The organism is Streptosporangium sp. NPDC020072 (assembly GCF_040631445.1).
In the GTDB taxonomy this organism is placed as follows: Bacteria; Actinomycetota; Actinomycetes; order Streptosporangiales; family Streptosporangiaceae; genus Streptosporangium.
The window spans coordinates 1-24,642 of sequence record NZ_JBEYAB010000025.1 but is presented as its reverse complement, the minus strand read 5'-3'; the positions used below and the strand labels follow the sequence as shown (position 1 = coordinate 24,642).

24 protein-coding genes are annotated in these 24,642 nt (G+C 70.9%); 21 read left to right on the top strand and 3 right to left on the bottom strand.

Annotation, left to right across the window (positions count from 1 at the left end; genetic code table 11):
• The first annotated feature begins 119 nt into the window (after positions 1-119).
• The 20 genes from ABZ470_RS40110 (at position 120) to ABZ470_RS40015 (ending at position 19,082) form a co-directional block, all read left to right on the top strand.
• Positions 120-389 (top strand): acyl carrier protein, encoded by a 270-nt coding sequence (locus tag ABZ470_RS40110; protein ID WP_362918316.1) that lies wholly within the window; start codon positions 120-122, stop codon positions 387-389.
• Positions 390-422: 33 nt separating this feature from the next.
• Positions 423-1,664 (top strand): beta-ketoacyl-[acyl-carrier-protein] synthase family protein, encoded by a 1,242-nt coding sequence (locus tag ABZ470_RS40105; RefSeq protein ID WP_352015744.1) that lies wholly within the window; start codon positions 423-425, stop codon positions 1,662-1,664.
• Positions 1,664-2,806, top strand: coding sequence for a beta-ketoacyl synthase N-terminal-like domain-containing protein (locus tag ABZ470_RS40100; protein WP_362918314.1), 1,143 nt, complete (start codon positions 1,664-1,666; stop codon positions 2,804-2,806). Before ABZ470_RS40105 ends, ABZ470_RS40100 begins: the two co-directional genes overlap by 1 nt.
• Complete coding sequence (locus tag ABZ470_RS40095; protein WP_362918312.1) at positions 2,803-3,735, top strand: beta-ketoacyl synthase N-terminal-like domain-containing protein; 933 nt, start codon at positions 2,803-2,805, stop codon at positions 3,733-3,735. The genes ABZ470_RS40100 and ABZ470_RS40095 overlap by 4 nt, the downstream gene beginning before the upstream one ends.
• Complete coding sequence (locus ABZ470_RS40090; protein WP_362918310.1) at positions 3,732-4,487, top strand: alpha/beta hydrolase; 756 nt, start codon at positions 3,732-3,734, stop codon at positions 4,485-4,487. Before ABZ470_RS40095 ends, ABZ470_RS40090 begins: the two co-directional genes overlap by 4 nt.
• A complete protein-coding gene (locus ABZ470_RS40085) occupies positions 4,484-5,389 on the top strand; it encodes a thioesterase family protein (RefSeq protein WP_362918308.1) in 906 nt (301 codons plus the stop codon). The genes ABZ470_RS40090 and ABZ470_RS40085 overlap by 4 nt, the downstream gene beginning before the upstream one ends.
• Positions 5,386-6,525: a beta-ketoacyl synthase N-terminal-like domain-containing protein gene (locus tag ABZ470_RS40080; RefSeq protein ID WP_352015739.1), complete on the top strand. Its 1,140-nt coding sequence runs from the start codon at positions 5,386-5,388 to the stop codon at positions 6,523-6,525. The genes ABZ470_RS40085 and ABZ470_RS40080 overlap by 4 nt, the downstream gene beginning before the upstream one ends.
• Entirely contained in the window at positions 6,522-7,508 is a 987-nt protein-coding gene (locus ABZ470_RS40075; protein WP_352015738.1) for a beta-ketoacyl synthase N-terminal-like domain-containing protein, read from the top strand. Before ABZ470_RS40080 ends, ABZ470_RS40075 begins: the two co-directional genes overlap by 4 nt.
• Entirely contained in the window at positions 7,502-8,332 is an 831-nt protein-coding gene (locus tag ABZ470_RS40070) for an SDR family oxidoreductase (protein WP_362918305.1), read from the top strand. The genes ABZ470_RS40075 and ABZ470_RS40070 overlap by 7 nt, the downstream gene beginning before the upstream one ends.
• A gap of 9 nt (positions 8,333-8,341) precedes the next feature.
• The gene (locus ABZ470_RS40065) at positions 8,342-9,406 is read left to right on the top strand and encodes a beta-ketoacyl synthase N-terminal-like domain-containing protein (protein WP_362918303.1); all 1,065 of its coding nucleotides are present in this window, start codon (positions 8,342-8,344) and stop codon (positions 9,404-9,406) included.
• A 54-nt stretch (positions 9,407-9,460) separates the two neighbouring features.
• On the top strand, positions 9,461-9,727 hold the full coding sequence (locus tag ABZ470_RS40060) for an acyl carrier protein (RefSeq protein WP_362918301.1): 267 nt from the start codon (positions 9,461-9,463) through the stop codon (positions 9,725-9,727).
• Positions 9,724-10,080, top strand: coding sequence for a hypothetical protein (locus tag ABZ470_RS40055; RefSeq protein WP_362918299.1), 357 nt, complete (start codon positions 9,724-9,726; stop codon positions 10,078-10,080). The genes ABZ470_RS40060 and ABZ470_RS40055 overlap by 4 nt, the downstream gene beginning before the upstream one ends.
• Positions 10,077-10,568, top strand: a complete 492-nt coding sequence (locus ABZ470_RS40050) for a hypothetical protein (RefSeq protein ID WP_362918297.1) — start codon at positions 10,077-10,079, stop codon at positions 10,566-10,568. The genes ABZ470_RS40055 and ABZ470_RS40050 overlap by 4 nt, the downstream gene beginning before the upstream one ends.
• On the top strand, positions 10,565-11,305 hold the full coding sequence (fabG, locus tag ABZ470_RS40045; RefSeq protein ID WP_362771999.1) for a 3-oxoacyl-[acyl-carrier-protein] reductase: 741 nt from the start codon (positions 10,565-10,567) through the stop codon (positions 11,303-11,305). The genes ABZ470_RS40050 and fabG overlap by 4 nt, the downstream gene beginning before the upstream one ends.
• Positions 11,306-11,327: 22 nt before the next feature.
• Complete coding sequence (locus ABZ470_RS40040; RefSeq protein ID WP_362918295.1) at positions 11,328-11,975, top strand: DsbA family protein; 648 nt, start codon at positions 11,328-11,330, stop codon at positions 11,973-11,975.
• A gap of 54 nt (positions 11,976-12,029) precedes the next feature.
• Entirely contained in the window at positions 12,030-13,754 is a 1,725-nt protein-coding gene (locus ABZ470_RS40035; protein ID WP_362772003.1) for a fatty acyl-AMP ligase, read from the top strand.
• Positions 13,751-15,388 (top strand): acyl-CoA dehydrogenase family protein, encoded by a 1,638-nt coding sequence (locus tag ABZ470_RS40030; RefSeq protein WP_362918293.1) that lies wholly within the window; start codon positions 13,751-13,753, stop codon positions 15,386-15,388. Before ABZ470_RS40035 ends, ABZ470_RS40030 begins: the two co-directional genes overlap by 4 nt.
• Positions 15,389-15,400: 12 nt before the next feature.
• A complete protein-coding gene (locus ABZ470_RS40025; RefSeq protein WP_352015728.1) occupies positions 15,401-15,646 on the top strand; it encodes an acyl carrier protein in 246 nt (81 codons plus the stop codon).
• The gene (locus ABZ470_RS40020) at positions 15,646-17,007 is read left to right on the top strand and encodes a condensation domain-containing protein (protein WP_362918291.1); all 1,362 of its coding nucleotides are present in this window, start codon (positions 15,646-15,648) and stop codon (positions 17,005-17,007) included. The genes ABZ470_RS40025 and ABZ470_RS40020 overlap by 1 nt, the downstream gene beginning before the upstream one ends.
• A gap of 305 nt (positions 17,008-17,312) precedes the next feature.
• A complete protein-coding gene (locus ABZ470_RS40015; protein WP_362918289.1) occupies positions 17,313-19,082 on the top strand; it encodes an AMP-binding protein in 1,770 nt (589 codons plus the stop codon).
• A gap of 124 nt (positions 19,083-19,206) precedes the next feature.
• Here the strand turns inward: ABZ470_RS40015 and ABZ470_RS40010 are convergent, their stop codons facing one another.
• The 3 genes from ABZ470_RS40010 to ABZ470_RS40000 form a co-directional block, all read right to left on the bottom strand.
• The gene (locus tag ABZ470_RS40010; protein ID WP_352015725.1) at positions 19,207-19,935 is read right to left on the bottom strand and encodes an ABC transporter ATP-binding protein; all 729 of its coding nucleotides are present in this window, start codon (positions 19,933-19,935) and stop codon (positions 19,207-19,209) included.
• A 20-nt stretch (positions 19,936-19,955) separates the two neighbouring features.
• A complete protein-coding gene (locus ABZ470_RS40005; RefSeq protein WP_362918286.1) occupies positions 19,956-21,746 on the bottom strand; it encodes an FtsX-like permease family protein in 1,791 nt (596 codons plus the stop codon).
• 149 nt (positions 21,747-21,895) lie between these two features.
• The gene (locus ABZ470_RS40000; RefSeq protein WP_362918284.1) at positions 21,896-22,873 is read right to left on the bottom strand and encodes a hypothetical protein; all 978 of its coding nucleotides are present in this window, start codon (positions 22,871-22,873) and stop codon (positions 21,896-21,898) included.
• A gap of 246 nt (positions 22,874-23,119) precedes the next feature.
• On the opposite strand from ABZ470_RS40000, the gene ABZ470_RS39995 reads away from it, so the two are divergent.
• Positions 23,120-24,642, top strand: a 1,523-nt coding sequence (locus ABZ470_RS39995) for a condensation domain-containing protein (RefSeq protein WP_362918282.1), incomplete at its 3' end; no start/stop codon positions are given.

Sequence of the window (24,642 nt, the reverse complement as noted above, 5' to 3'; positions counted from 1 at the left end):
CGATGATTTCCCGCAGCCGAGGTTGTATAGGAAAAGTATAGCGGTCCGCAGAATATTTCTTCCACTTAACCGGTTCGATGTGCCCGCGGCGGCGAGCTCATGCCATTAATGGAGGAACAATGACCGAACTCAACGTGCCCGCCGGTCTGGCTCCTGCGCAACGCGCCCAGATCAAGAGCCTCATTTGCGAGATCCTCGAGATCGACCCGGACGAGGTCACCGAAACCAGCCTGTTCAGCGAGGACCACGGCGCGGACTCCCTGCGGGCCATCGAGATCCTCGCGGCCCTTGAGCGCACCCTCAAGGTCAGCATCGACCAGGAGGAACTGGTCAGGATGACCAACCTTGAGGGCGTCTACACCGTCGTCACGGAGGCGTCCGCCCGATAACACCTCTGACGGCGGCTGGACAGGAGGGCGTTGATGAGCGGACCGCGAACGGATAAACATTTCAGAAGACGGGTGGTCGTCACCGGTATCGGTGCGATCACCAGTATCGGCATCGGCGTGCAGGAATTCCTTTCTGGATTACGAGAAGGGCGTAGCGGGGTCAAACCCATCACCGCGTTCGACACGACCGGGTTCGAATACGCCAACGCATGCGAGGTCACCGATTTCGATCCGGCCGCGTCGATCGACCGTCTCGATCCGGCCGAGCTCGGCCGGGCCAGTCAGCTGTCGGTGGCGGCGGCGGGGATGGCCGTGCGGGACGCCGGCCTGCAGCCGCGGGAACTGCGCGCGCGACGCGCGCTGGTGTCGGTCGGCACCACCAACGGTGAGGGGCGGGACTTCGACAACCTGGCCGGACAGGGAATCGACCGCGGCCTCGACCGGCTCGATCCCGCGCTGAGCGGGCGCGTCGGTGCCGGCAGGCTCTCGTCGAGCATCGCGCGTGAGCTCGGCATGACCGACGTCGAGGCCGTCACTCTGCCCACCGCGTGCGCGGCGGGCAACTACGCGATCGGCCACGGCTTCGACGCCGTGCAGAGCGGCGACGTCGACGTCGCCTTGTGCGGCGGCGCGGACGCGCTGTGCCGCAAGACCTTCGCGGGCTTCTACCGCCTGGGGACGATCGCCCCCCAGGTCTGCCAGCCGTTCGACCGAGGCCGCAAGGGCATCCTGACCGGCGAGGGAGCGGGAATCCTCCTGCTGGAGAGCATGGAGTCGGCGCTGGCCCGTGGCGCGCGCATCTACGCGGAGATCCTCGGGTTCGGGCTGAACTGCGACGCCCACCACCCGGTCGCGCCCGACCGGGACAGCATCGCCGACTGCATGCGCCTGGCCCACCGGGACGCAGGAGTGAAGCCGGAGGAGATCGACTTCATCTCGGCGCACGGTACCGGGACGAAGGCCAACGACATCACCGAGGCGCGCGCCATCCACCAGGTGTTCGGCACCAGGCCGCCCGCCACCGTCTCGATCAAGTCGATGATCGGGCACTCGATGGGCGCGGCCAGCGCCCTCGCCGCGGCGGCGTGCGCGCTGGCCATCACCGAGGGCTTCATTCCGCCGACGATCAACCACGTCGAAACGGACCCGGAGTGCGCGCTGGACTGCGTGCCCAACCAGGCGCGCCCGGCGGAGCTGAACGTGGTGCAGAACAACGCGCTCGCCTTCGGGGGCAACAACGCCGTGCTCATCCTCGGCAAGTACCGGGGGGCGTGATGGTCGCCGTCTGCGGTGTCGGCGCGGTCGCCAGTGCCGGTGTCGACGTGGAGGAGATCTTTGCCTCGCTGTGCGGGGGCTGGGGAACGGCGGCCGAGCCGCGCGGATTCGATCTGAGCAAGTACCGGACCAAGCTCGCCTTCGAGATCGACGACCGGCCCGAAGAGGGCGGTGACGTGCCGCTGCGCTCGTCCAGGTGGCTGGAGCACGTGGTGGAGGTCGCGGCCCGCGACGCGGGTCTGGGCGAGGACCTGCGTGACGTGCCGATCCTCGTGGGAACCACCCTGCGCGAGCTGCGCTCGGTCGAGTTGAGCTGGCGCGACGGCGTCGCCTTCGACACCGACGAGCTGCACTTCGGCACCGCGCTGCGCCGCCGCTTCAACGCCTCCCAGACCTTCACGGTCGCCAACGCCTGCGCGGCCTCGCTCTACGCGCTCGCGCTCGGCACCGATCTGCTGAACGCCGGCGCCGCCGACGCGGTGATCGTGGCGGGCGTCGACAACATCTCGGAGAGCACCTACGGCCTGCTCGACCGCTGCTATTCCGACCCGCCCGACGCCCTGCGCCCCTTCGACAAGGGACGCAGGGGCATGCTCCAGGGCGAGGGGGCGGCCGCGGTCGTCCTGCGCCGGGCATCGCAGGCCACCTCCGGGAAGGTGTACGGGCTGGTGCGCTCGGTCGCGGTGAACTGCGACGCCTACCACCCCTCCGCGCCCGACGCCAAGAGCATCGCCCTGGCGGTACGGCAGGCGCACGAGCGCGCGGGCCTGACCCCGGGCGACATCGACCTGTTGCTGCTCCACGGTACGGGGACGCCGCTGAACGACGAGGCCGAGGCGCGCAGCCTCGGCGAGGTCTTCGGCGAGGTCCGTCCTTCGCCCTGGATGACGGCGATCAAGTCGATGACCGGGCACACCGCGGGGGCCTCCGGCCTGCACAGCCTGCTCGTCGCGCTGGAGTCCATGCGGACCGGGGTCGTGCCGCCGGTGGTCGGCGTCACGGACGTCATGGACGAGATGGCGGGACTGCGCCTGGTCCGCGACCGGGCGGTGCGCGCCGCGGTGCGATTCGCCCAGGTGAACGCGTTCGGGTTCGGCGGCCTGAACGCGGTGGCCGTTGTGGAGAAGGCGGCGGACCGATGACGGTGATCACCGGTGTGGGAACCGCGATCGGCGGGGTGGCCCGGCCGGCGGACCTGCTGCTGACGACCACGACGCCGGGTGGAGAGGATCCGATCACCGGGCTGAGCGGGCGTGGCCTGCGGTACAAGGACCGGGCGACCAAGCTGGCGCTGTGCGCGGGCAGGGACGCCCTCGCCGACGCCGGCCTGCTGCTCGATCCCGGCCTCGCGGTGCCGGGCGAGAGCATCGGCGTGGTGGTCAGCTCCAACTTCGGCAACGTGGACACGGTGTGCGCCACGGTGTCCACCATCGCCGAGCACGGTTACGGCGCCACCAGCCCCATGATGCTGCCCGCCACCGCGAGCAACGTGACGGCCTCGTGGCTGGCGATCTCGTTCGGACTGCGCGGGGTGAACCTGACCCTGTGCAACGGGCCCACCTCCGGCCTGGACGCGGTGTACTGGGCCGGGATGATGATCGACGCCGGGCGGGCGCGGCGGATGCTCGTGGTCGGCGTCGAACCGGTCAACGAGGTGGTGACCCACCTGGTCGGGCCGCTGTTCGACGGCGCCGCCGCGCTGGTGCTGGAGTCGGAGGAGGCCGCGCGCGAACGCGGGGCCGGGTCGCTGGCCCGGCTGGGCCGCTACGCCAGGCGGGAGACGCACGACGAGGCGGTCGGTCACGTACTGGAGCAGGCCGGACCCGTCGGTCTGTGGTGCCTGCCCGAACAGCCGCCCACGGCGGAGGAGACGGCCGGAGCCGCGACCCATGACCTGACCGCGCTGCTCGGGCGCTGCTCGGGCGCGCTCGGCGTCGTGCAGTGCGTCGCCGGGGCCTCCTGGTTGAGCGCGGGTGGCGACGGCGCCGTACTGGCGAGCGTGAACGCCTCCGACGCCGCGGCGGCCACCGTGCTCACTCCGGCGCCCACCACGGCCGGGACCGGTCGATGACCCCCCGGGTCAGGTGCCGCCGCCCCGCCACCGTCGAACGACCGGTGCGTGTGCTGATGCTGTACGGGCTCGGCGGTGGCCCCTCGACGTGGAACCGGTTCGCGGAGCTGGCAGGCCCGGACCTGGAGCTGTGGGAGGCCGCCCTGCCGTGGTCGGCGGGCGACACCGGAGAGTGGAGCAGGCGGGGCGACGCCACCTCGTGGGTCAGGGCGGCCATCGACGAGGCCGGCGCCGTCGACCTGGTCGTCGCGCACTCCTTCGCGGCCAACGTGCTGCTGGAGGTGCTCGCGCGCGACGGCGGGCCGGCCGCCGTGCTCGTGTCGCCGTTCTACCGGGCCAGCCCGGCCGAGTTCGACTGGGCGACCATCGAGAGCTACCTCCATGGTTTCCACGGCATCCTCGACGACGGTCTGCGGGTCAGCTCGGAGGGCCGGCTGGCCGCCGACGTCCGCCACGACATGGCGCTGAAACTGCGCGAGCGGCTCGGCCCGTACGGGTGGATGCGGTTCTTCGACGCCTACCTGCGCTCACCCATGCTGGACACCGCCGCCGTCACCGTACCCTGCCTGGTGATCAGCGGCGCCGACGACCCCGCGGCCCCGCCGCGGGACGGGCGGACGCTGGCCGAGGCGCTGCCACACGCCCGCTTCGAGATCCTGCCCGCAGGGCACCTGCCGATGATCGAACAGGCGCACCGATTCGCCGAGCTGATCGGTGAGTTCGCCGCGACACACCATCTGGAGAGCACGTGACCGTCACCCGCCTGGAGATCCGGCCCCGGTACGAAGGTGCGAACGTCGGCACCTGGATCGGCTTCAAGCATCTGAACTACCTGGTCGAGGAGGCGGTGCTCGAACACCTGCGCCGGTCGGGGATAAGAGCCACCGATCTCTACCACGATCACGGGCTGTGCGTCGACCTGGTCGACATCGACACCAGGATCCTGAGCGCGCTGCGCATCGACGACCTGGCGACCGCCGAGGTCACCGTGGCCGAGCCCGGGACGCTCACCTTCAGCGTCGTCATCCGGCCCAACGCGGACCCCGGCGCGCCGAAGGCCGTCAGCGCCAAGGTCAAGGTGTCGCTACGGCACGACCCTCGCGGCGGCGCGGGCGAGATCCCGGCCGAACTGCGCCCGTACACGGTGGCTCGGCTCGGGGAGCAGGACAAGAGTGTGCAGGTGCCCGACGGCGCCGACCCGCTCGACGTCCTGACCGGCGGCCGCAACGCCTTCGCCTGGAAATGGCGGATTCCCTACTTCTACTGCCACTTCACCGAGCGCATGCAGATGTCCGGATATTTGCGAATTATGGAGGAGGTTGTGGACCTCTTCCTCGCCGACCGCGGTGTGTCGGTCAAACGACTGCTCGACGAGCAGGGATGGATCCCCGCCGTGCCGCACTCCAGGGTCACGCTGCTGGACGAGGCGCTGATGGAAGAGGAGCTCTACACGGTCCTGACCGTCGAGGACGTCTTCAAACGGTTGACCTACACCTCGCGGATGGACTGCTACGTGCTCCGCGACGGCCTGCTCGTCCCCACCGCCACCGGCCGGATCACCCACGGATACGCCGAGATCTCCGGCCGGTCCGAATGGGGCCTGGTGTCCTTCGACGACCGCCTCTCGGCCGCGCTCTCCGGCGCGTCGCGATGACGGACGTCCTGGTCACCGGCGTCGGCGCGGTCACCTGCCAGGGGTACGGTGCCGCGGTGCTGCGGGCGGCGATGGCCGGAGCCCTGCCCCCGGTTCCCGAGCGCATCCCCGACCCGGGGGCGAACCTGCGTCACCCGCTGATGCACCGGGTGCCCGACGCGGCGTTCGGCGACGGGCGGGCCGGCCGGCTGCTGAACTCGGCGGTGAGCGAGGCGCTCAGGGACGCGGGCCTGGAACGGCGCGACTGGCCCATGCGGATCGGCGTGGTCATCGGCTCGTGCATGGGCGAGGCCATGCTGCACGAGAGCGGCAGGAGCCGGGAGCCGGGCACCGGCTGGAACCCGACGTTCAGGCTCGCCTCGGAGGTGGGCGAGCGGCTCGGCGCGTTCGGTGTCAACGTGAGCATCAGCAACGCCTGCGCCGCGGGCGGGTTCGCGCTGAGCGTCGCCGCCGACATGGTTCGCGGCGGCGAGGCGGACGTGGTGATCGCGGGCGGGGTGGACGCCTACTCCAGGGTCGGCTGGGCGTCGTTCGACCGCCTCGGCGCGATCGATCCGGTCCGGTGCCGTCCCTTCGACCGGGACCGCCGGGGGACCGTGCTCGCCGAGGGCGCGGGAATCCTGGTCCTCGAATCGGCCGAGCACGCCTACGGGCGCGGGGCGGCCGTGTACGGCAGGGTGGCCGGGGCCGGCTGGAGCTGCGACGCGCACCACCTCACCGCGCCGGAACCCAGCGGGGAGCAGATCGTCCGCGCGATGCGGGAGGCGCTGGGCGAGTCAGGACGCCTGGGATGCGTCATCCCGCACGGCACCGGCACGCGGCTCAACGACCTGGTCGAGAGCCGCGCGCTGCGGACCGTCCTGGGCGAGCGGGCCGACAAGGTCCCCCTGTACAGCATCAAGGCGCTCCTCGGGCACACCGGCGGGGCGGCGGCCGCGCTCGGCGCGGTGGCGGCCGCCCTCATCCTCCGCTCCGGCACGGTGCCGCCGAACGTCGCGATCGGGGAGCAGGACCCGGAGTGCGAGGTGTACCTGCCGGTCGACGGCCCGGTCCGCCTCAGGACGCCGCGGATCATGGTCAACGCGTACGCCTTCGGCGGCAACAACGCCTCCTTCGTCCTGGAGGAGGCGGCATGACCGGGGAGATCAGGGATATCAGGGGCATAGGGGACGTGGGGGACATCGTCGTCACCGGTGTCGGGACGGTCGTGCCCGAGCGCCACGGCCCCTGGTTCGACGTGACCACGGAGCTCGGGCCGCGCGGGTACAAATACCTGCCGCCGGCCTCGCAGTACCTGCTCGCCGCCGCGCGGCGCGCCGTGACCGGCGGAGGCGGCCTCGAACACGTGCCCGCGCACCGGCGCGGCGCGGCGGTCGGCACGAACGGCGCGCTGCGCGCCTACTTCGACGACGTCGACCGCGTGGTCACCACGGGACACTCCGACGACCTCAGCCCGGCGGGAGCCCCCTACTTCGCGATCAACGTGCTCAGCGGCCGCCTGGCCAGCGACCACCAGATCAAGGCGTTCAGCCTGACGCTCACCTCGCCGCGGGTGGCCGGGTTCGAGGCCGTCGAGATCGGGTTGAGGGCGCTGGCTGCGGGCCGGGCCGACGTGCTGATCGCCGCCGCCATGGAACACGGCCTGCCACACCACGCGCCGGGACTGGCGGCCGAGCAGGGAGCGGTGGCCATGACCATGGAACCGCGCGCGCTGGCCGAGGAACGCGGCGCGCCCATCCTCGGATCCTGCTTCGCCAGGACCGCGTTCGCGCCCCCCGCTCTGATGACCACCTCCGCCGGGCGGCGCCAGCTGGCCGCGCAGATCGAGACCGCGGTGTCCCGGCTGGGCACCGGTGACGTCGTGGTCCGCCCGGTCCTCGACGACTCGGCGGTGAGCCGGGCCCTGGCCGGCGTCCTCGCCGCCACCGGCCTGACGGTGCGTCCCGCGCTCACCGCCGACGGCGGCTGCCTTGCCCCCCTTCTGCTGCTCGCCCGGCTGTTCGGCGCGGCCGAGAGGCGGCCCAGCCTGGTGATCACCGCGACCGCCGAGGGCAACTTCGCCTTCGGCGGGATGCGTCCCGTCCATTCGGCCCAGCCAACCGGGAGTCGGCAATGTTGACCTCACTCGACAAGAGCTGGGGCCTGGTCCTCGGCGTCTCCAGCGGAATCGGCCGGGCCTGCGCGCTGGCCATGGCCCAGCAGGGCATGAACATCGTCGGGGTGCACTTCGACACCGCCGCGATGGACGAGTCCGTCACCCAGCTGAGGGAGAAGCTGTCCTCCTACGGGGTGCGGGTCCACTTCCACAACGCCAACGCGGCCCGTAAGACCGTGCGGCAGGAGATCGTCGCCGGGCTCGCGGAGCTGACCGACGGCGCCGGGCTGAGAGTCCTGCTGCACTCGCTGGCCTTCGGCACGCTGGTGCGTTACCTGCCCGCCGAGGAGGGCGCGGCCGGGATCAGCGGACCGCAGCTTGAGATGACCATGGACGTGATGGCGAACAGCCTCGTGTACTGGGTCCAGGACCTGGCCGCCGCCGATCTGCTTCCCTCCGGCGCCAAGGTGTTCGCGATGACCAGCGCCGGGGCGGTCCAGCACCTGCCCAGCTACGGCGCGGTTTCGGCGGCCAAGTGCGCGCTGGAGGCGCACGTGCGTCAGCTGGCCTGCGAACTGGCGCCGAGAGGCGTCGCGGTGAACGCGCTGCGCGCCGGCGTCACGCTGACGCCCGCGCTCCGGCGGATCCCGGAACACCACGAGTTCAGCCGGAACAGCGCGCGGAACAACCCGCACCACCGGCTGACCGTCCCGGAGGACGTCGCCGAGGCGGTGGTGTTGCTGTCGAGCACCACCACCTCGTGGATCACCGGCAACACCATCGGCGTTGACGGGGCCGAACTGCTGGCCGCGGGCAGTTCGTGGGCCGGCGGCGAATCCGGGAGCTGAGGAGAGAACATGGATGAGTTGGTCATGTCGGGGTGGTCCGTGGCCTCGCCGTTCGGACTCGGGGCCGGTCCGTTCGCGGCCGGAATCGGCACGGGACGGCAGCCGTCGCCCGTCACGGACGGCGGGCCGTTCGACCGGGCGTATGTCATCCCCGGCTTTGACATTCCCCCCAAACTCGGCGGAAAGAGCACCCGGGGGATGGACCGGGCGACCGGCATCGCGGTGACAGGTGTCGGCATGCTGCTGGAGGAGTACGGCGGCGGGCCCGCCGACCACCCCGAGCGTGTCGGGCTCGTGCTCGGCACCGGGTCGGGGAGCGTCCAGAGCATCGTCGACTTCACCAGGGACTCGATGGTCGGTGAGCGGCCGTACGACGTCGACCCGGCCCGCTTCCCCAACACGGTGATGAACCGTGCCGCCGGGCAGAGCGCCATCTGGTACGGGCTGAAGGGGCCGAACGCCACCGTCGCCGGTGGAGCCGTCACCGGCCTGCTCGCCCTCAACTACGCCTCCAGACTGCTGCGGCGGGGCCGATGCGAGACGATCCTGTGCGGCGCGGTCGAGGAGTTCTCCGAACACCGGGGCTGGCTGGCGTGGCACTCCGGTCAGCGGAGCGAGCCGCTGGGCGAGGGCTGCGCGATCTTCCTGCTGGAGTCCCGGGAGAACGCCGTCCGATCCGGGCGGACCCCGCTGGCCACCGTGCTCGGGTCGCGGTTCGCCGCGTTCGGCCACCAGGAGGAGGCGGGGCGGCGGCTGTCGGAGTGCGTCACGGGACTGCTGACGCGTTGCGATCTCGACCCCGCCGACGTGCGCATGGTGGCCACCTCGGAGACGACGGGAACGCTCGGCGAGCAGGAGAGCGCGGGCGTCACCGACGCGATCGGGGGCGCCGCCGTACGGCTGCGCTGCCGGGAGGCACTCGGCGACACGGCCGCCGCGTCCGCGGCGTTCCAGCTCGCCGCCACGCTGGCCGCCGGGCGGGACGAGCCGGCCGGGAGCCTCGCCCTGGTGACGTCCGTTGACTGTGGCGGCGTTGTCGGTTGCACGGTGCTGCGCCTGGAACCCTGCCCGTGACCTGCGGCTCCGGTTCGGAGCCGCCTAATCCCGTGCTTATGAGAGGGACGGAACATGACCGAACAGATCATCACCGCGGTGGACAAGGAAGAGCTGCGCACGCTGATCGCGGTGACGCTCGACGTCGACGTGGCCGAGGTCACCGACGAGGCGCACTTCGTCGAGGATCTCGGGGTGGACTCGCTGATGGCGCTGGAGATCACGGTCAACCTGGAGAAGAAGTACCAGGTGAGGATCGACGAATCCGAGGTCGCCGGAGTGACCACCTTGGAGAGCACGTACGCCCTGCTGGGAGAGCTGCTGCGGAAGGCCGCCGGATGAGCCGGCCCGCCGCGCTCACGACATCGGCCGTACGGGTCGGTGCCGATGGGGACACGATCACCGCCACGGTGGTCGTCGATCCGGACGAGCCGATGTTCGCCGGCCACTACCCCGGCTTCCCCGTGTTCCCGGCCGTCGGCATGCTGGAGTTCGTCGACCGCGCCCTGCGCGCGTCGTTCGGCGCGGACCTGACGCTGAGCGAGATCGTGAGCGCCCGCTTCCTCAGCCCGGTGCTTCCAGGGGACGAGCTCACCGTGCGGGCCACGCCACGCGACGGCGACTACACCGTGGTGGTCGGCACCGAGCGCGGCGAGTCCGCCCGGCTCCGGCTGCGGTACCGGGAGGCGGCGTGATCGGGGTAGACGAGATCAAACGGTTCATCCCGCACCGGTACCCGATCCTGCTGCTCGACCAGGTCACCGAGGTCTCACCGGGCCGGAGCCTGACCGCGATCAAGGCGGTCACCTGCAACGAGCCGTACTACCGGCGCGTCGGCGCCGACGCGGGCCCCAGGGGCCACCACTACCCGTCGTTGCTGCTCCTGGAGTCGTGGGCGCAGGCCGCCTCGCTGCTCGTCCTGTGGGAGCAGCCCAACCCGGACGTGCTGTCCGGCAAGGTCGTGCTCGGCGGGGTGATGAAGAACGTGCGCTTCCTGCGCCCCGTACTGCCCGGCGAGGTGCTCTCACACCGGGTGCGCCTGGTCCGCCAGGTCGAGGACAGCTCGATCGTGGAGGGGGAGACCCTGGTCGGCTCCGAGGTGGTGCACGAGGCCGGCGCGGTGGTGTCGCTGCGGCCGGCCGAGGTCCTGCGTCAGGCGGCACCGGTGGGAGGCGCGTCGTGACCGGCCGTCCGGTCGCGCTGGTCACCGGCGGATCGCGGGGCATCGGCAGGGCCGTGGTGACCAGGCTCGCCGCCGACGGCTACGACGTGGCTTTCTGCTACCAGTCCAACGCCGAGGCCGCGGACGAGGTGGCGAAGGAGGCGGTCGAGGCGGGAGCGGGGGTGCTGGCCCGTCAGGTGGACGTGACCGACCGCTCCCAGGTGCGCGCGTTCGTCGGCGACGTCGAGGAGGAGTTCGGCCCGGTGCACGCCGTGGTCACCTCCGCGGGGATCACCAGGGACAGGCCGCTGGCGCTGCTGACGGATGAGGACTGGGACCGGGTGCTCACCGTCAACCTCGGCGGTACGCACAACGTGGTGCGGGCCGCGATCTTCCGGATGATGAAACGCAAGCGGGGCGCGGTCGTCACGCTGTCGTCGGTGGCCGGCGTCGCGGGGAACTCCGGCCAGACCAACTACTCCGCCTCCAAGGCGGGCATCATCGGCTTCACCAAGGCGCTGGCCAAGGAGGTCGGCCGTTACGGGATCACCGCGAACGTGGTGGCGCCCGGATTCGTCGAGACCGACATGACCGCCGGCCTGTCCGAGAAGGTCGTCCAGCAGATGGGCGAACGGATCTCCCTGGCCCGTTTCGGCACGCCCGGCGAGGTCGCCGACCTGGTCTCCTTCCTCGCCTCCGGCCGTGCCGCCTACATCACCGGCCAGGTGATCCGCGTCGACGGAGGCATCGCCCTGTGAGGGGTTCGGGAAGGGAGCGAGGGTGAGGTTCTACTTCAGCCTGCGGAGTCCGTACTCCTGGCTGGCACTGCACGACCTGCTGAACGACTACCCCGGCCTGGCCGAACGGCTCGAATGGATTCCGTTCTGGGACCCGGAGGAGTCCATGCTCAGGGAACTGGCCGAGGCCGGTGGTGAGTTCGGCTACGCGACCATGCCCAAGGCCAAGCACCTGTACATCCTGCAGGACGTGCGCAGGCTCGCCCGTGACAGGGGACTGCGGACGTCCTGGCCGCTGGACCGGGAGCCGCGTTGGGAGGTGCCGCACCTGGCCTACCTGGTGGCCGCGGACAAGGGCCGGGGCCGGGAGTTCGTCATGCTGGCCTCGGAGATGCGCTGGGAGCGGGGGCTCGACATCTGCGCCCCCGAGGTGGTCGCGGAGATCGCCACCGCGCTCGACCTGCCGGCCGGCGAACTGGCGGGGGCCGCGGACCGGCTCCCGGTTCGCGAGCAGGCCGTACAGGCGCTGCTGTCCGCCTACCGCGACGGCGTGTTCGGAGTCCCGTTCTTCGTCCGTCGCTACGACAAGTACTGGGGAGTCGACAGGCTGGACGCCTTCGCGGGCTCGCTCGGGCTGCGGCCCGCCGCCTCCCTCAACCCGGCCGAGGAACACGCCGGCGGCTGTGGCTGAACAGTATGGCCGGAGTATAGGGCTCCGGCGGAGCATGCAGGAGAGGTGAGCGGGATGAACGGGGTGACGGGATTCGAGGGCTTCATGGCCCGGCTGGGCGACAACGCCGAGCGCTTTCCCGACCGGCGCGCGCTGGTGTTCTGCCGCGACGGCGGCGAGGAGGAGGTGCACACGTACCGGAGCCTCGATCTGGCCGCGCGGTCCGTGGGCGCCTGGTTGGCCACGAAGGTCACACCGGGAGAGCGGGTGCTGCTGTCCTACCCCTCCGGCCTGGGCTTCGTCACGGCGTTCCTGGGATGCCTGCACGCGGGCGCGGTCGCCGTACCCGTCCCCGTACCCGACACCTACCGGCGGCAGTACGACCGCGTCACGGCGGTCTGCCGTGACGCGGAACCGGCTCTCGTGCTGACCGACGCCGACCGTGCCGAGGCGGTGTCCGCCTGGATCAGCCACAGCGGGCTGGGCGTCGAGGTCGCCGTCGTGGGGCGCGGTGAGCCGGGGCGGCGAGCCGAGCTCTCCCGGGACGCGCTGGCGTTCCTGCAGTACACCTCAGGCTCGACCAGCGAGGCCAAGGGCGTGATGGTCAGGCACGGCGACCTCGTGGACAACATCCTGGTGGGCAGCCGGCTGCTCGACCTCACCGAGGGCCCGCGCTTTTGCAGCTGGCTGCCCGTCTACCACGACATGGGCCTGGTGGCGATGATCCTGCTCCCGCTGTACCTCGGCGGGACCACGGTGCTCATGTCGCCCACCGACTTCCTGCGCCGTCCGTGGGTCTGGCTCGACCTGATCGGCAAGTACGGCGCGGAGGTGAGCGCCGCCCCCAACTTCGCCTACGACCTGTGCGCCCGCCGGGTCACCGACCAGCAGGTGCGCGGCATGGACCTGTCGAGCTGGCGGCACGCGTGCAACGGCGCGGAACCCATCGACGCCGGCACCCTGGCCAGGTTCGCCGACCGCTTCGCGGTGGCCGGTCTGAAACCGGAGGCCCTGACGGCCGGGTACGGCATGGCCGAGGCCACGCTGTTCATCTCCGGCACCGCTTCCGGGCGCCCACCGGTCGTGACCAGGGCCGACCCCGGCGCGCTCGCCCGCGACACGCTGCTGCCCGACGACGCGGGCAGGCCGCTGGTCAGCTGTGGCCGCCCGGGGGTGATGGATGTGCGCATCGTGGATCCGGACACCCACGCGGAGCTTCCAGACGGGCGGGTCGGCGAGATCTGGGTCCGCGGTGACGGCGTCGCGTCCGGGTACTGGCGCAAGGAGGAGGAGACGCGGCACTGTTTCGGCGCGACGACCGGATCCGGGGAGAGCGGCTTCCTGCGCACCGGTGACCTGGGCGTGCTCGCCGACGGCGAGCTGTACGTCACCGGCCGGATCAAGGACATGGTCATCGTCAACGGGCGCAACCTCTATCCGCACGACATCGAGCGGGCGGTGGCCGGCCTGGTCCCGGCCATGGAGAACCTGCCGTCCTGCGTGTTCTCCGTCACCGTGCCACACGAGGAGATCGTGATCGTGCAGGAGATCAGGACCCGCGCCGTGACGGAGGAGACGCTGACCCGGCTGGCCGGCGAGATCAGGTCGGCGCTGGGCCGGCGGCTCGGGGTGACGGTGGCCAACGTCTCGTTCGTCCGCCCGGGCACCATCCCCAAGACCACCAGCGGCAAGATCCGGCGGGGTACGGCGCGCGAGCTGTTCGTCTCGGGGAGGCTCGACGCGCGCCACGAGGACCTGTCCGCGGGAGTGATCGGCCACCACCGCGGTGGCGTGTCATGACCTACCGGCCGTTCGCGCTGGCCGAGCGCATCGAGGACGCGCTCGGCGACCCCGCCGACGAGGGGAACGTCTTCTCCGTCTCCCGCTGCCTGGAGCTGGACGGGCGCGAGGAGTTCCCCGAGGACATCTGCGCGCACCTGGACAAGCTGGGCCTGCCACGGTTCTACGTGCCCGTCGGACACGGCGGTGACCTGGACACCTACGAGAACCTGCTCCAGGTGATCCGGACGCTGTCCCGGCGTGACTTCACCGTCGCCCTGGCCCACTGCAAGACCTACCTCGGCTCGGTCGCCACCTGGGTCGCGGGCACGCCCGGCCAGGCGGAGGACCTGGCCCGGCGGGTACTGCGTGGCGAGGTGGTCTCCCTGGCGCTCACCGAGCGCGACCACGGCAGCGACGTGCTGGCGGGGCGGGTCTCGGCCACCCCGAGCGGCGCCGGGTACCGGATCGACGGAGAGAAGTGGCTGATCAACAACGCCACCCGCGGCGATCTGGTCTGCGTGCTGGCCAGGACCGGCCCCCGGAGTGAGGCACGCTGCCACAGCCTCTTCCTCGTCGACAAGCACCGTCTGCCCTCCGGCGGCTACCACCACCTGCCCAAGGTCAGGACCCACGGGGTACGGGGCGCCGACATCAGCGGCATCCACTTCACCGGGGCGGAGGTCCCCGCGGACGCGATGATCGGAGAACCGGGCGCCGGGCTGGAGATCCTGCTGAAGGGACTGCAGATCACCCGCACGCTGTGCGGGGGGATGTCGCTGGGGATGGGCGAGCACGCGCTACGTTTCGTCGCCGGTTTCGCCGAGCGGCACCGGATGTTCGGCCGCCCGTTGATCGAGCTGCCGCAGACCTCGCGTGTGCTGGCGGAGTCCTACGCGGACCTGATGGTCGCCGAGGCGGTGACCCTGGTGTCGACGCGGGCGATCCACACGCTGACCGCGGAGCAGAGTGTGATCTCCGCGGTCGTCAAGTACTACGTGCCCACGATCGTTGACCGTGCCGTCAACCGGCTGGCCAAGGTGCTCGGCGCGCGCGCCCTGCTGACCGACGGACCCTTCCAGAAGCTTCAGCGGGACCACCGGATCGTCGGCATCTTCGACGGCAACACGCTTGTCAACCTCAACGCGGTGGTCAACCAGTTCTCCGGCCTGGTGCGGGGATACCGGCGGGAACGGGTCGACCACGACGGCCTGGACGTCGCGGCCGGGCTCGACCTGGCGGTGCCCGCGTTCGAGCCGGACAGGCTGAGCCTGCTGTCTCGCGGCGGCTGCAGCCTGGTGCAGGACCTGCCCGCGCGCACCGGCGCCGCGATGGACGCGGCTCCGGAACACCTGGGCAGGCTGCGCCGCTACGCGGACGGGCTGCACGCCGAGCTCGCCCGCTGCCGTCCGGTCGCCCGGGACGTCCCGCCGGAGATGTTCGACCTGGCCAGGAGATACGCGGCGGGTTACGCCGCGGCGGCCTGCCTGCGGATGTGGGCCGACAACGGCCTGGACACGCTGTGGCTGCGGGTGTGCCTGGCCCGCGTGCTGGGCGGGAGGGACGAGGCCGTGGACCGGCTGCTGCCCGTCCTGCGGGAACGGCTCGACGACAGGCGGCCGCTCTCGCTGCTGGCGTACCGATCGACTCATTAGGAGCTGCCATCTATGTCGCCTGACACCATTCGCATGTGGTTACGCGAGCGCGTCGCCTTCTACGTGGAGCGCGATCCCGAGGAGATCGACCCCGATGTCGAGCTCGTCGAGATCGGGCTCGACTCGGTCTTCGCGATGAGCCTCAGCGGTGACATCGAGGACGAGTTCGGGGTCTTCGTCGAGCCGACGGTCGCCTGGGACCATCCCACGGTCAACGCGCTGACCGGTTACCTGCACGATGTGGTCGTGACCATCTGATGGACGGCCTCCGCGAGCTTTCGGTCGGCCAGCAGGCGATGTGGTTCCTGCAGCGGCTCGCCCCCGGCAGCACCGCCTACACGATGATGGTGGCGGTCCGCGTCCGCGGCCCGCTGGACGTGGCGCGCCTGCGCCGTGCGACGGACGCCGTCGTGGCCAGGCACGAGATGCTTCGCTCGGTGTTCGCCGAGGTCGACGGGGTGCCGTACCGGGAGGTCGCGGACCTGCCGTCGCCGCTGGCGGTGATCGACGTGGGCCCGGTGGAGGAGGAGGTGCTCCACGAGCGGGTGACGCGGGCCGGCAAGGCCCCGTTCGACCTGGGCCGGACCGGGGCCTTCCGCGTCACGCTGGTGCGCCGGACCCCGGACGACGCCGTGCTGATGCTCGTGGCGCACCACATCGTGAGCGACGCGATGTCCCAGTGGCTGGTCCTGCGTGACCTGCTGTGGGCCTACGAGGAAGGGGACGACCCCGGCTGGCCGGAGCTCACCCGCACGTTCGACGACTACGTGCGCGCCGAACAGGACCTGCTGGCCTCTCCCAGAAGACCGCGTCTGGAGCGTCACTGGCGTGAGGTGTGCGCAGGGGCGACCGCGGCGCGGCTGCCCACCGACCGCCCGCGCCCGGCCAGGCCGTCGTTGCGGGGGGCGGCGACCGTCGTGTCGTTCTCCGAACGGACGGGCGCGCGGCTGATCGAGGACTCGCGCGCGGCGGGGGTCACGCCGTTCGCCACGGTGTTCGCGGCGCTGCAGGCGGTGCTCCACCGGTACGTCGGAACCGGCGACTTCCTCGTCGGCTGCCCCGCCAGCACACGTTTCGGCGGCGGCATGCGCAACGTGGTCGGTTACTTCGCCAACACGCTCCCGATCCGGGCGAACCTCACCCCGGAGACGACGTTCGGCCAGGCGGCGGTCGCGGCGCACCAGGGGATGGTCCGCGCCATGGCGAACGCCGCGCTGCCCTCCGCACTCATCGGCGACCTGTCGCCGAACCGGGCGCCGCTGTTCCACGTCGCGGTCAACCTGCTGTCGATGGACGCGATGGACCCCGCGCTCCCGCTGGCCGTCGACGGTTCGGTCGAGGGGCCGGAGACGACCTTCCGCGGTCTGCGGCTGGCCGCCTACGACGTATCCCAGATGGAAGGTCAGTTCGATCTGACGGTGGATGTTCGTAAGGCGGCCTCCGTTTTCACGGCGGTCGTCAAATACGACACCGACCTGTTCGACGCCCCGACGGTCGAACGATTCGCCGCGCACTTCCGCCGGGCGGTGGAATCAAACGTTCCAAACCTTCCCGTCGGCCGTCTCTCGCTGGTGGACGAAAGTGAGGCGCGGCTTCTGCTCGCGCTGGGCACGGCATAAGACCCCCCGGAGGCAGGCCGTCATTAATGAATTCAACTGCCTCCCCGGCCTGGTGGCGGCCGGGTGGACGATCGGTGGACTTTAACGGATGCCCATTTCCAGTCACGCTGCACAATGGTAATATAAGGGCCCTGACTTATTACCGGAATATAGTTCGGGAAAATCTGAGCCCGGCTCATATGTGATTGCGTTAAGTTTCGGAAACATGTGTCTGCTTGACGTTTGACTTCGGCGTCCAAGATTCCAGGTCATGACCGAAATATATTACCTGCTGGTATGTCTGGAAGGTAGCCGGAGGAGTCCGCGTGCGAAATGAATCGATTTTCGACGCCATCGTGGAGCAGGTGGAAGAAAGGCCCTGTCAGAACGCCGTTGTCCTGGAGGACGGAGACGGCCGCGAGCACCACATCGGCTACCTCGAACTGCATCTGCTGGCCACGTCACTGGCGGCCTGGTTACAGAGCGTGTGCCGGCCCGGGGACCGGGTCCTGCTGTGCTATCCGACGGGGATCGAGTTCACCAGGAGCCTGCTGGCGTGCCTCTACGCGGACGTCGTCCCCGTGCCCGTACCGCTTCCCGGCCGGACCGACCACCACCTCAGCACGATCACCGGGATCGCGCTCGACGCCGAGGCGTGCCTGGTCCTGACCGACGCCGCGCACTCCGACGAGGTGTACGTCTGGCTGACCCACGACGATCTCGGCATCCACGAGTGCGTCGCCACCGACGTCATCGAGTTCGAGGACGCCTCGGACTGGGTGGAGCCGCTCAGGAAGGGCGAGGACCAGGCGCTGCTGCAGTACACCGTCGGCCCCGGAGGCGGCCCGATCGGCATCACGGTCTCGCACGCCAACGTCCTGCACAACTGCGCCCTGATCGCCGCGGCCTACGGGCTCGGCTCCGGTGTGCGCTCCGGCGGCTGGCTGCCCCTGCACCACTCGATGGGCCTGATCGCCCTGCTCCTGGCACCGCTGATCAGCGGCGGCACCGCGGTGCTGATGCCCCCCGAGACCTTCTGCGCCGACCCGATCAGATGGTTGCGGCTGATCGACCGGCACGATGTGAGGTTCAGCGTCTCACCCACCTTCGGCTACGGACTGTGCGTCAGCGAGATCACCGACGACCAGCTCGCGGGACTGGACCTGTCACGGTGGCGGCATGCGCTGCTGGTGGAGATGACGGGCGCCTCCCCGGCCGAGGCGCGCACCGTCGAGCTCTTCGCCGAGCGCCTGCGCACCGCGGGCCTGCGTGCCGAGGCGCTGCGAACCTCGTACGGCCTGGCGGAGGCCACCCTGCTGACCGCCGTCGGCGCCCCCGGAGGGGCGGTCGAGGCCAGGTGCTTCGACTCCCGGGCGCTCGACAGGAATCTCCTCATCCCCACCTCGGACGCGCAGGGACCGCGGCTGCTGGGCCTCGGCGTGGTCCCCGAGCCCGACCTGCGGATCGTCGACCCGGTCACCGCCGGCGCGCTTCCCGAAGGCAGGATCGGCGAGATCTGGGTGCGCGGGCCGCGCGTCGTGCCAGGTTACTGGCGCAAGGAACGTCTCACCGGGGAACGGTTCGACCAGGTCACCGCGGACGGGGAGAAAGGCTTCGTGCGGAGCGGGAACCTGGGGGCGATCGTCCGCGGCGAGCTGTACGTGACGGGGCTGATGCGGGATGTGTCGAGGTACGGCGGCCGCTACCTCGACCTCGGCAGGGTGGAGCGCGCGATCGTCGGCGGCGGCTCCATCGTGGCCTGCAGCGCCTTCCCGGCGCCGGCGGACCGCGACGAGATCATCGTGGTCGCGCAACCGGCCCGCGCGGAGACGGACGAGGGCTCGTCGCCGCTGATCCGCGAGGTGCGGGACATTCTCGCGCTGCGTTTCGGTGTCCACCGCACAAAGGTGGTGCTCGTCAAACCGGGGCAGGTGCAGGTGATGCCGGACGGGGAGGTCAACCGGCAGCTGACGAGGGAGCTGTTCGTCGCCAACGCGCTGGACATCGTCTACGCCGATGTCGCCAGGGAGTTCTTCTTCGAGGAGGTCGCGACCCTTCCCGGGACCCGCGAGGCGGAGGGCTCGGCTCTGACCTGACCGCGCGGACGGCTCCGGACAACCGGACAGCCGGCGAGCGGGGTCAGGAGGGCCGAAGGGCCGAGACGCCGTCGCCCGCCGCCGGAGAGCGGCCGATCCATCCGCCGCCCTCCGTGGCGGGACGTCACCGGCGCTCCAGATTGGTCATGCGGGTGGCGATCCGGTCGGCGGCGGGATCACGCATCACGTCGACCACTCGCCCGTCGGCCAGGAACATCACGACGTCGGCGTAGGAGGCGGCGACGGGGTCGTGCGTCACCATGATCACCGTACGGTGGTGCTGGTCCACCACGCCACGCAGCAGTTCGAGCACCTCCCGGCCGCTGCTGGTGTCCAGCGCGCCGGTGGGTTCGTCGGCGAACAGCACGTCGGGCTTGGTGATCAGCGCGCGGGCGATCGCGACCCGTTGCTGCTGGCCGCCGGACAACTCCCCGGGCCGGTGCGCGGCGCGCTCGGCGAGTCCGACCGAGGTCAGGGCCCAGTCGACCTCCGCGTCACTGGGGGTGCGCCCGCCGAGCAGCAGCGGAAGCCGTACGTTCTGCGCCGCGGTCAGCGCGCTGATCAGGTTGAAGGCCTGGAACACGAAGCCGATCCGCTCCCTGCGCAGCAGGGTGAGCTGGTCCTCGTTCAGCGTGGCCAGATCGACGTCGGTGAGCATCACCTGCCCCGAGTCCGGCCGGTCCAGTCCCGCGGCGCACTGCAGCAGCGTGGACTTACCCGACCCCGACGGGCCCATCACGGCGGTGAAGCTCCCGGCGGGGAAGGAGAAGCTCAGATCGGCCAGCGCGGTCACCCGGGCCGCGCCGGAACCGTACACCTTGGTCACGGACCGCAGATCGACGGCCAGATCCATGGCAATCACCTTTCTCGTGGTCACTCGGCTGCCACGGCGCGGCCGATGGCGGAGGTTTTCAGGGTCGCCCTGGCCGTCAGGGTGGTGGCGGCCACCGCGAGCAGGGCGCTGGTGGCGGTGAGCGCACCCACCGGCGCCCACGGGATCGCCAGCGAGGCGGCGGGCTCCAGCTGGGTCAGCGCGCTGAGCAGCCCGGCGAAGTTGAGCGAGGAGGCCGCCACGGCCAGCACCGTCCCGACCGCCACCACCAGGACCGACTCGGCCAGCAGCGAGAGCACCGCCTGCCGCGAGGTGGCCCCGGCCAGGCGCAGCATGACCAGATCCCGTCTACGGCCGGACGCCGCCATCACCATCGTGTTGACGATCGAGATGCAGCTGTAGACCACGGAGATGCCGAGCGTCACCATCATGCCGATCACGCTGGTGCCCTGGTCGCTGTTCCGGGAGACGGCGACCCATTCGGCCCTGGTCAGCACCTGCACGCCCTGCCCGGCGGTCTTCTCGCGCAACGGTCCGGCTCCACCGGGGGAGGTCTTCACGTAGGCCACCTCCGGCGTGCTCCGTCCGGCGTGGGAGGCGTCCAGGTAGAAGTCGGCGCCGCCGATCCCGCTCCTCAGCACCGCGGCGACCTTCAGCCGGACCGGCTTCCCGCCGGCCGGCGTGATCTCGACGCGCTGGCCGACGCGGCGCTCCCAGTCCTCGGTCACCACGATGGTGTCCCGGCCCAGGTTCTTCAGCGATCCGGCGACCACCGGGAGGTCCGTCGTCACGGCGAGCATGGCGGGAGCGGCGGCGTAGCCCGACAACTCCTCGACGGTGCCGAACTCGTCGGCCGCGCTGACGGTCACCGGCGTGAGCGCGGCGATCTGGGCACCCGCGACGGAGCGCGCCCGCTCCAGCGCCTCCGGGCGGATACCGGTGGAGCCGTCGGGAACGAGCACGTGGTCGGCGCGGAGCTGGGCGGCCGTCTCGGCCGACCGGGCCTGGCCGATCGTCTCAAGCGCGCCGAGCAGGGTGATCGACAACCCGACGGTGAGGAGGATCGGGATGGCCGTCGCGGCCGTGCGCCGGACCATGGTGAGGGCGTTCTCCCGCACCAGGAGGCCGACCGCGCTGCCGCCGCGAGCCCACGGCCAGGTCAGCAGCCGGATCACCGGAGGGATGAGGGCCGGGGCCAGCAGGGCGGCCGCCGCGATCGGCATCAGCAGCACCCAGAGGTACACCACGGGAACACCGGATATGCCCGGCATGGCGACCGTGATGACGGCCATCCCCAGGATCGCGATGGCCAGGAAGCCCAGGCCGGACAGCGTGCGCGGCGAGCGGAGGCCGCGTGAGAGCGGCGTGTCCATGGCGGACTCGCGCAGAGTCTCGGTCGGCCGTACGGTGGCCGCGCGGCGGGAGGCGGCCGAGACGCCCAGCGTCGCGACCCCGAGACCCATCAGGCACGAGAGCAGGAGCGGCACGGGCGAGACGGCGACCTGGAACCAGGACGGCGCGATGCCCCCCGCCACCAGCGTGGCGGCCAGCGCCGGGGCACCGGCCAGGCTGAGCAGGCAGCCGACGACGCAGGCGACCGTGCCGAGCAGCAGCGCCTCGGCCAGGATCATCCGGCGAACCTGGCGCGGGGTGGCCCCGACCAGGCGTAGCAGGGCCAGCTCGCGCGTGCGCTGGATCACCGCGAAGGCGAACGTGGAGGCCACCACGAAGACGGTGACGAACCCCGCCACGCCCGCCGAGACGCTCAGGAGCACCACGGTCCCCGTCAGGACGGCGCGCGCCCGCTCGTAATTCGCGAGGGCGGAACTCATCACCAACGCGATGGTGGCGATGATCCCGACGCCGAGAGAAAGCGAGAGAAAGGTTCCCGAGAATGTGATCCATCGTGCACGAAGCGTGCTCAGTGCGACGCTTATCACTCGCGAACCTCCATTGTCGACGCCAGGGGGTGGCGGATCCGTCAGGTGATGATTCTGGATCGTGCACCACTGCCGGCGTATATGCGCCGCACGTCGCGAATCAGATTGAGTCTCTTGAGCCAACGATCGTTTCCATCGTATCTGGCGGAGAACGGCTCGCGGCCGTGAACGATCCGGTAGTTGTCGACGAATATCGCCTCCCCCGGTCGCAGCACGATTCTCTCCACCGCCTCGCAGAGCAGGCCGTGCATCACCGTGATCGCCTCCGCCGCCCGCCCGGCCCCCTGGTCGGCCGTCATGAAGTCCCTGTCGAAGCGCAGGTAGGAACGCTCGACCGGACCGAAGACCACGGGGCCGACGGTGCTGCGGCGGCCGGCGAGCCCGTCGCCGTCGACCACGTTGAGGACCTCCCCGGTGTGGGAGTCGTCCGGATAGAACCTGAAGGATTCCTCGGACAGCGCCTCGCGCAGCTCACCGGGGAAGTCCAGCGCGTCGAACCGGGTGATGGTGGTGCCCACCTCGTCGGGGTTGCGCAGGCAGAACAGCGACACGTAGTCGCAGCGGAAGGGGTGGAAGACGTCCTCGGTGTGCAGCGTCAGGGGCTCCGTGCTGCTGGCGCTGGTCAGCGACCGCTCCATGCCCGGAGTGGGGACCACGTCGTGCACCAGGCGCCCGTCCTGCTGGTTGGCCCAGCCGAACGGCTCGCCGAGCACGGCTCCGACCAGCAGCAGCACGAGCTCCTCCCGCCGCCCCGCGCCGTTCTTGGCGGCCATGTCCCAGCCCGCCGGGGTCGGCGCGAGAGCGGGGTCGACCGGCAGGCCGGACACGAGCGCCACGTCCGCCTCCGCCGCGCGCACGTCGGCCAGGAACCGGCGCAGCCGCAGCGGCAGGCCGTGCGCGACGGAGCCCGCCTGCTCGGCGAACCGCAGGGGGTCCCACGACGTCCAGTCCGCCAGCACGTCGTCGACGAGCCTGTCGACCTGCGCCCGTTCCTGCGCCGTCAAAAGGAAATTCTCCACGCTGGTCCTCCCGATGGGTCGCCGTATGGCCGCGCCCGGGCTGTTGCCTTTCAACGGGCGATATGCGAGTGAATGCTGCCTGCGGGAGGATCCAATTTCAATGTTTCCGCTGAATATAGAAGAACTATAGTCGCGCACGGAACGCTCGTCGGTGGAATCGGCCGCCGTGCCGGTGTCCGGTGCTTCATTTCCGGGCGGACGGCACTGATTCTCCGTGACCCCTGTATTCCGGTGGAGGAGAGCGACATGAGCACGGAAGCGTCGGACTTCAGCGCGCGACGGGACGAGCTCATCCGGTTGCGTCTGGCCGAGAAGAAGGGGACGCGGGGAGGCCGCATCCCCCGGGCCGACCGAGAGGGGCCGATCGGGCTCTCCTCCGGGCAGCAGCAGATGTGGTTCCTCAACCGCCTCGACCCGGACAGCCCGGAGTACCTGGTTCCGCTGGCGTTGCGGCTGCGCGGCCGGCTCGACCACGGCTCGCTGGAGCGTGCCTGGCGGGAGGTCATCGCCAGGCACGAGAGCCTGCGTACCCGTTACGTGCTCGTCGGGGAGGACCCGACCCAGGTGATCGACGAGCCGTACGCCGTGCGCCTGCCCGTCGACGACCTGCACGGCGTGGACGGGGAGGGGATGCTGGATGCCGTCGGGGCCGTGGTGGCGACCTCGTTCGACCTGGCCGCGGAGTGGCCCGCGCGGGCCCGCCTGCTCCGGCTGGCCGACGACGACCACGTGCTCGTCCTGGTGTTCCACCACATCGCCTGTGACGCGTGGTCCCTCGCCGTCGTCGTCGGGGAACTGGCCGAGCTCTACAGCGCCTTCACCGAGGGGTCGCCCTCCCCGCTCGCGCCGCTTGAGACGCAGTACGCCGACTACGCCGCCTGGGAGAGCGGTCGCTCCTTCGACCGTTCGCTCGCCTACTGGCGCGAGCGGCTCGCCGACCTGCGCCCGCTCGACCTGCCCACCGACCGCCCCCGGCCCGCCACCAGGGTCTGGACCGGCGACGTCGACACGTTCGAGATTCCGGCCCCGCTCGCCGAGCGGCTGCGGGAGGTGGCCCGGCGGCACGGCTCGACTCTCTTCACCGTGCTGCTGACCGCCTTCAAGCTGCTGCTGTCGCGTCACACCGGCCTGAACGACATCCCCGTCGGCACCATGGTCTCCGGCCGGACCCGGCCCGAGCTGCAGGGGCTCGTCGGATACTGCATCAACAGCCTCGTCGTGCGCTCCCGCTGGGAGGGGGACCCGGCCTTCGCCGACCTGCTCGCCCAGGTCAGGAACACGGTGCTGGAGGCGTTCGACCACCAGGACGTGCCCTTCGCCCAGCTGGTGGACGAACTGCAGCCGGAGCGCGACCTGTCCCGCACGCCGCTGTTCCAGGTCGCCTTCACCTTCGAGCCGGCCTCGGACGGACCGGCCTGGACCGGGCTTGAGGTCGCCCCGCTGCCCGGCCGCTCCCGTGTGTCGCGCTTCGACCTCACCCTCCTCGTCAAGGAGGAGCCGGACGGCTCGCTGAGCGCGACGATCGAGTACGTGCCCGACCTGTTCGACCGGGCCCGGGTGACCCGGATGGGTGGCCACCTCCTCCGCCTGCTCGACGGCGTGGCCGACGACCCAGGTGTGCGGGTCTCACACCTGGAACTGCTCGGCGCCGACGAACTCGCCGTGGTGCTGCCCACCGCTGAGGTGGGGGGTGTTTCGCGGTGTGTGCATGAGGTGTTTGAGGAGCGGGTGGTGGTGTGTCCGGATGCGGTGGCGGTGGTGTGTGGTGA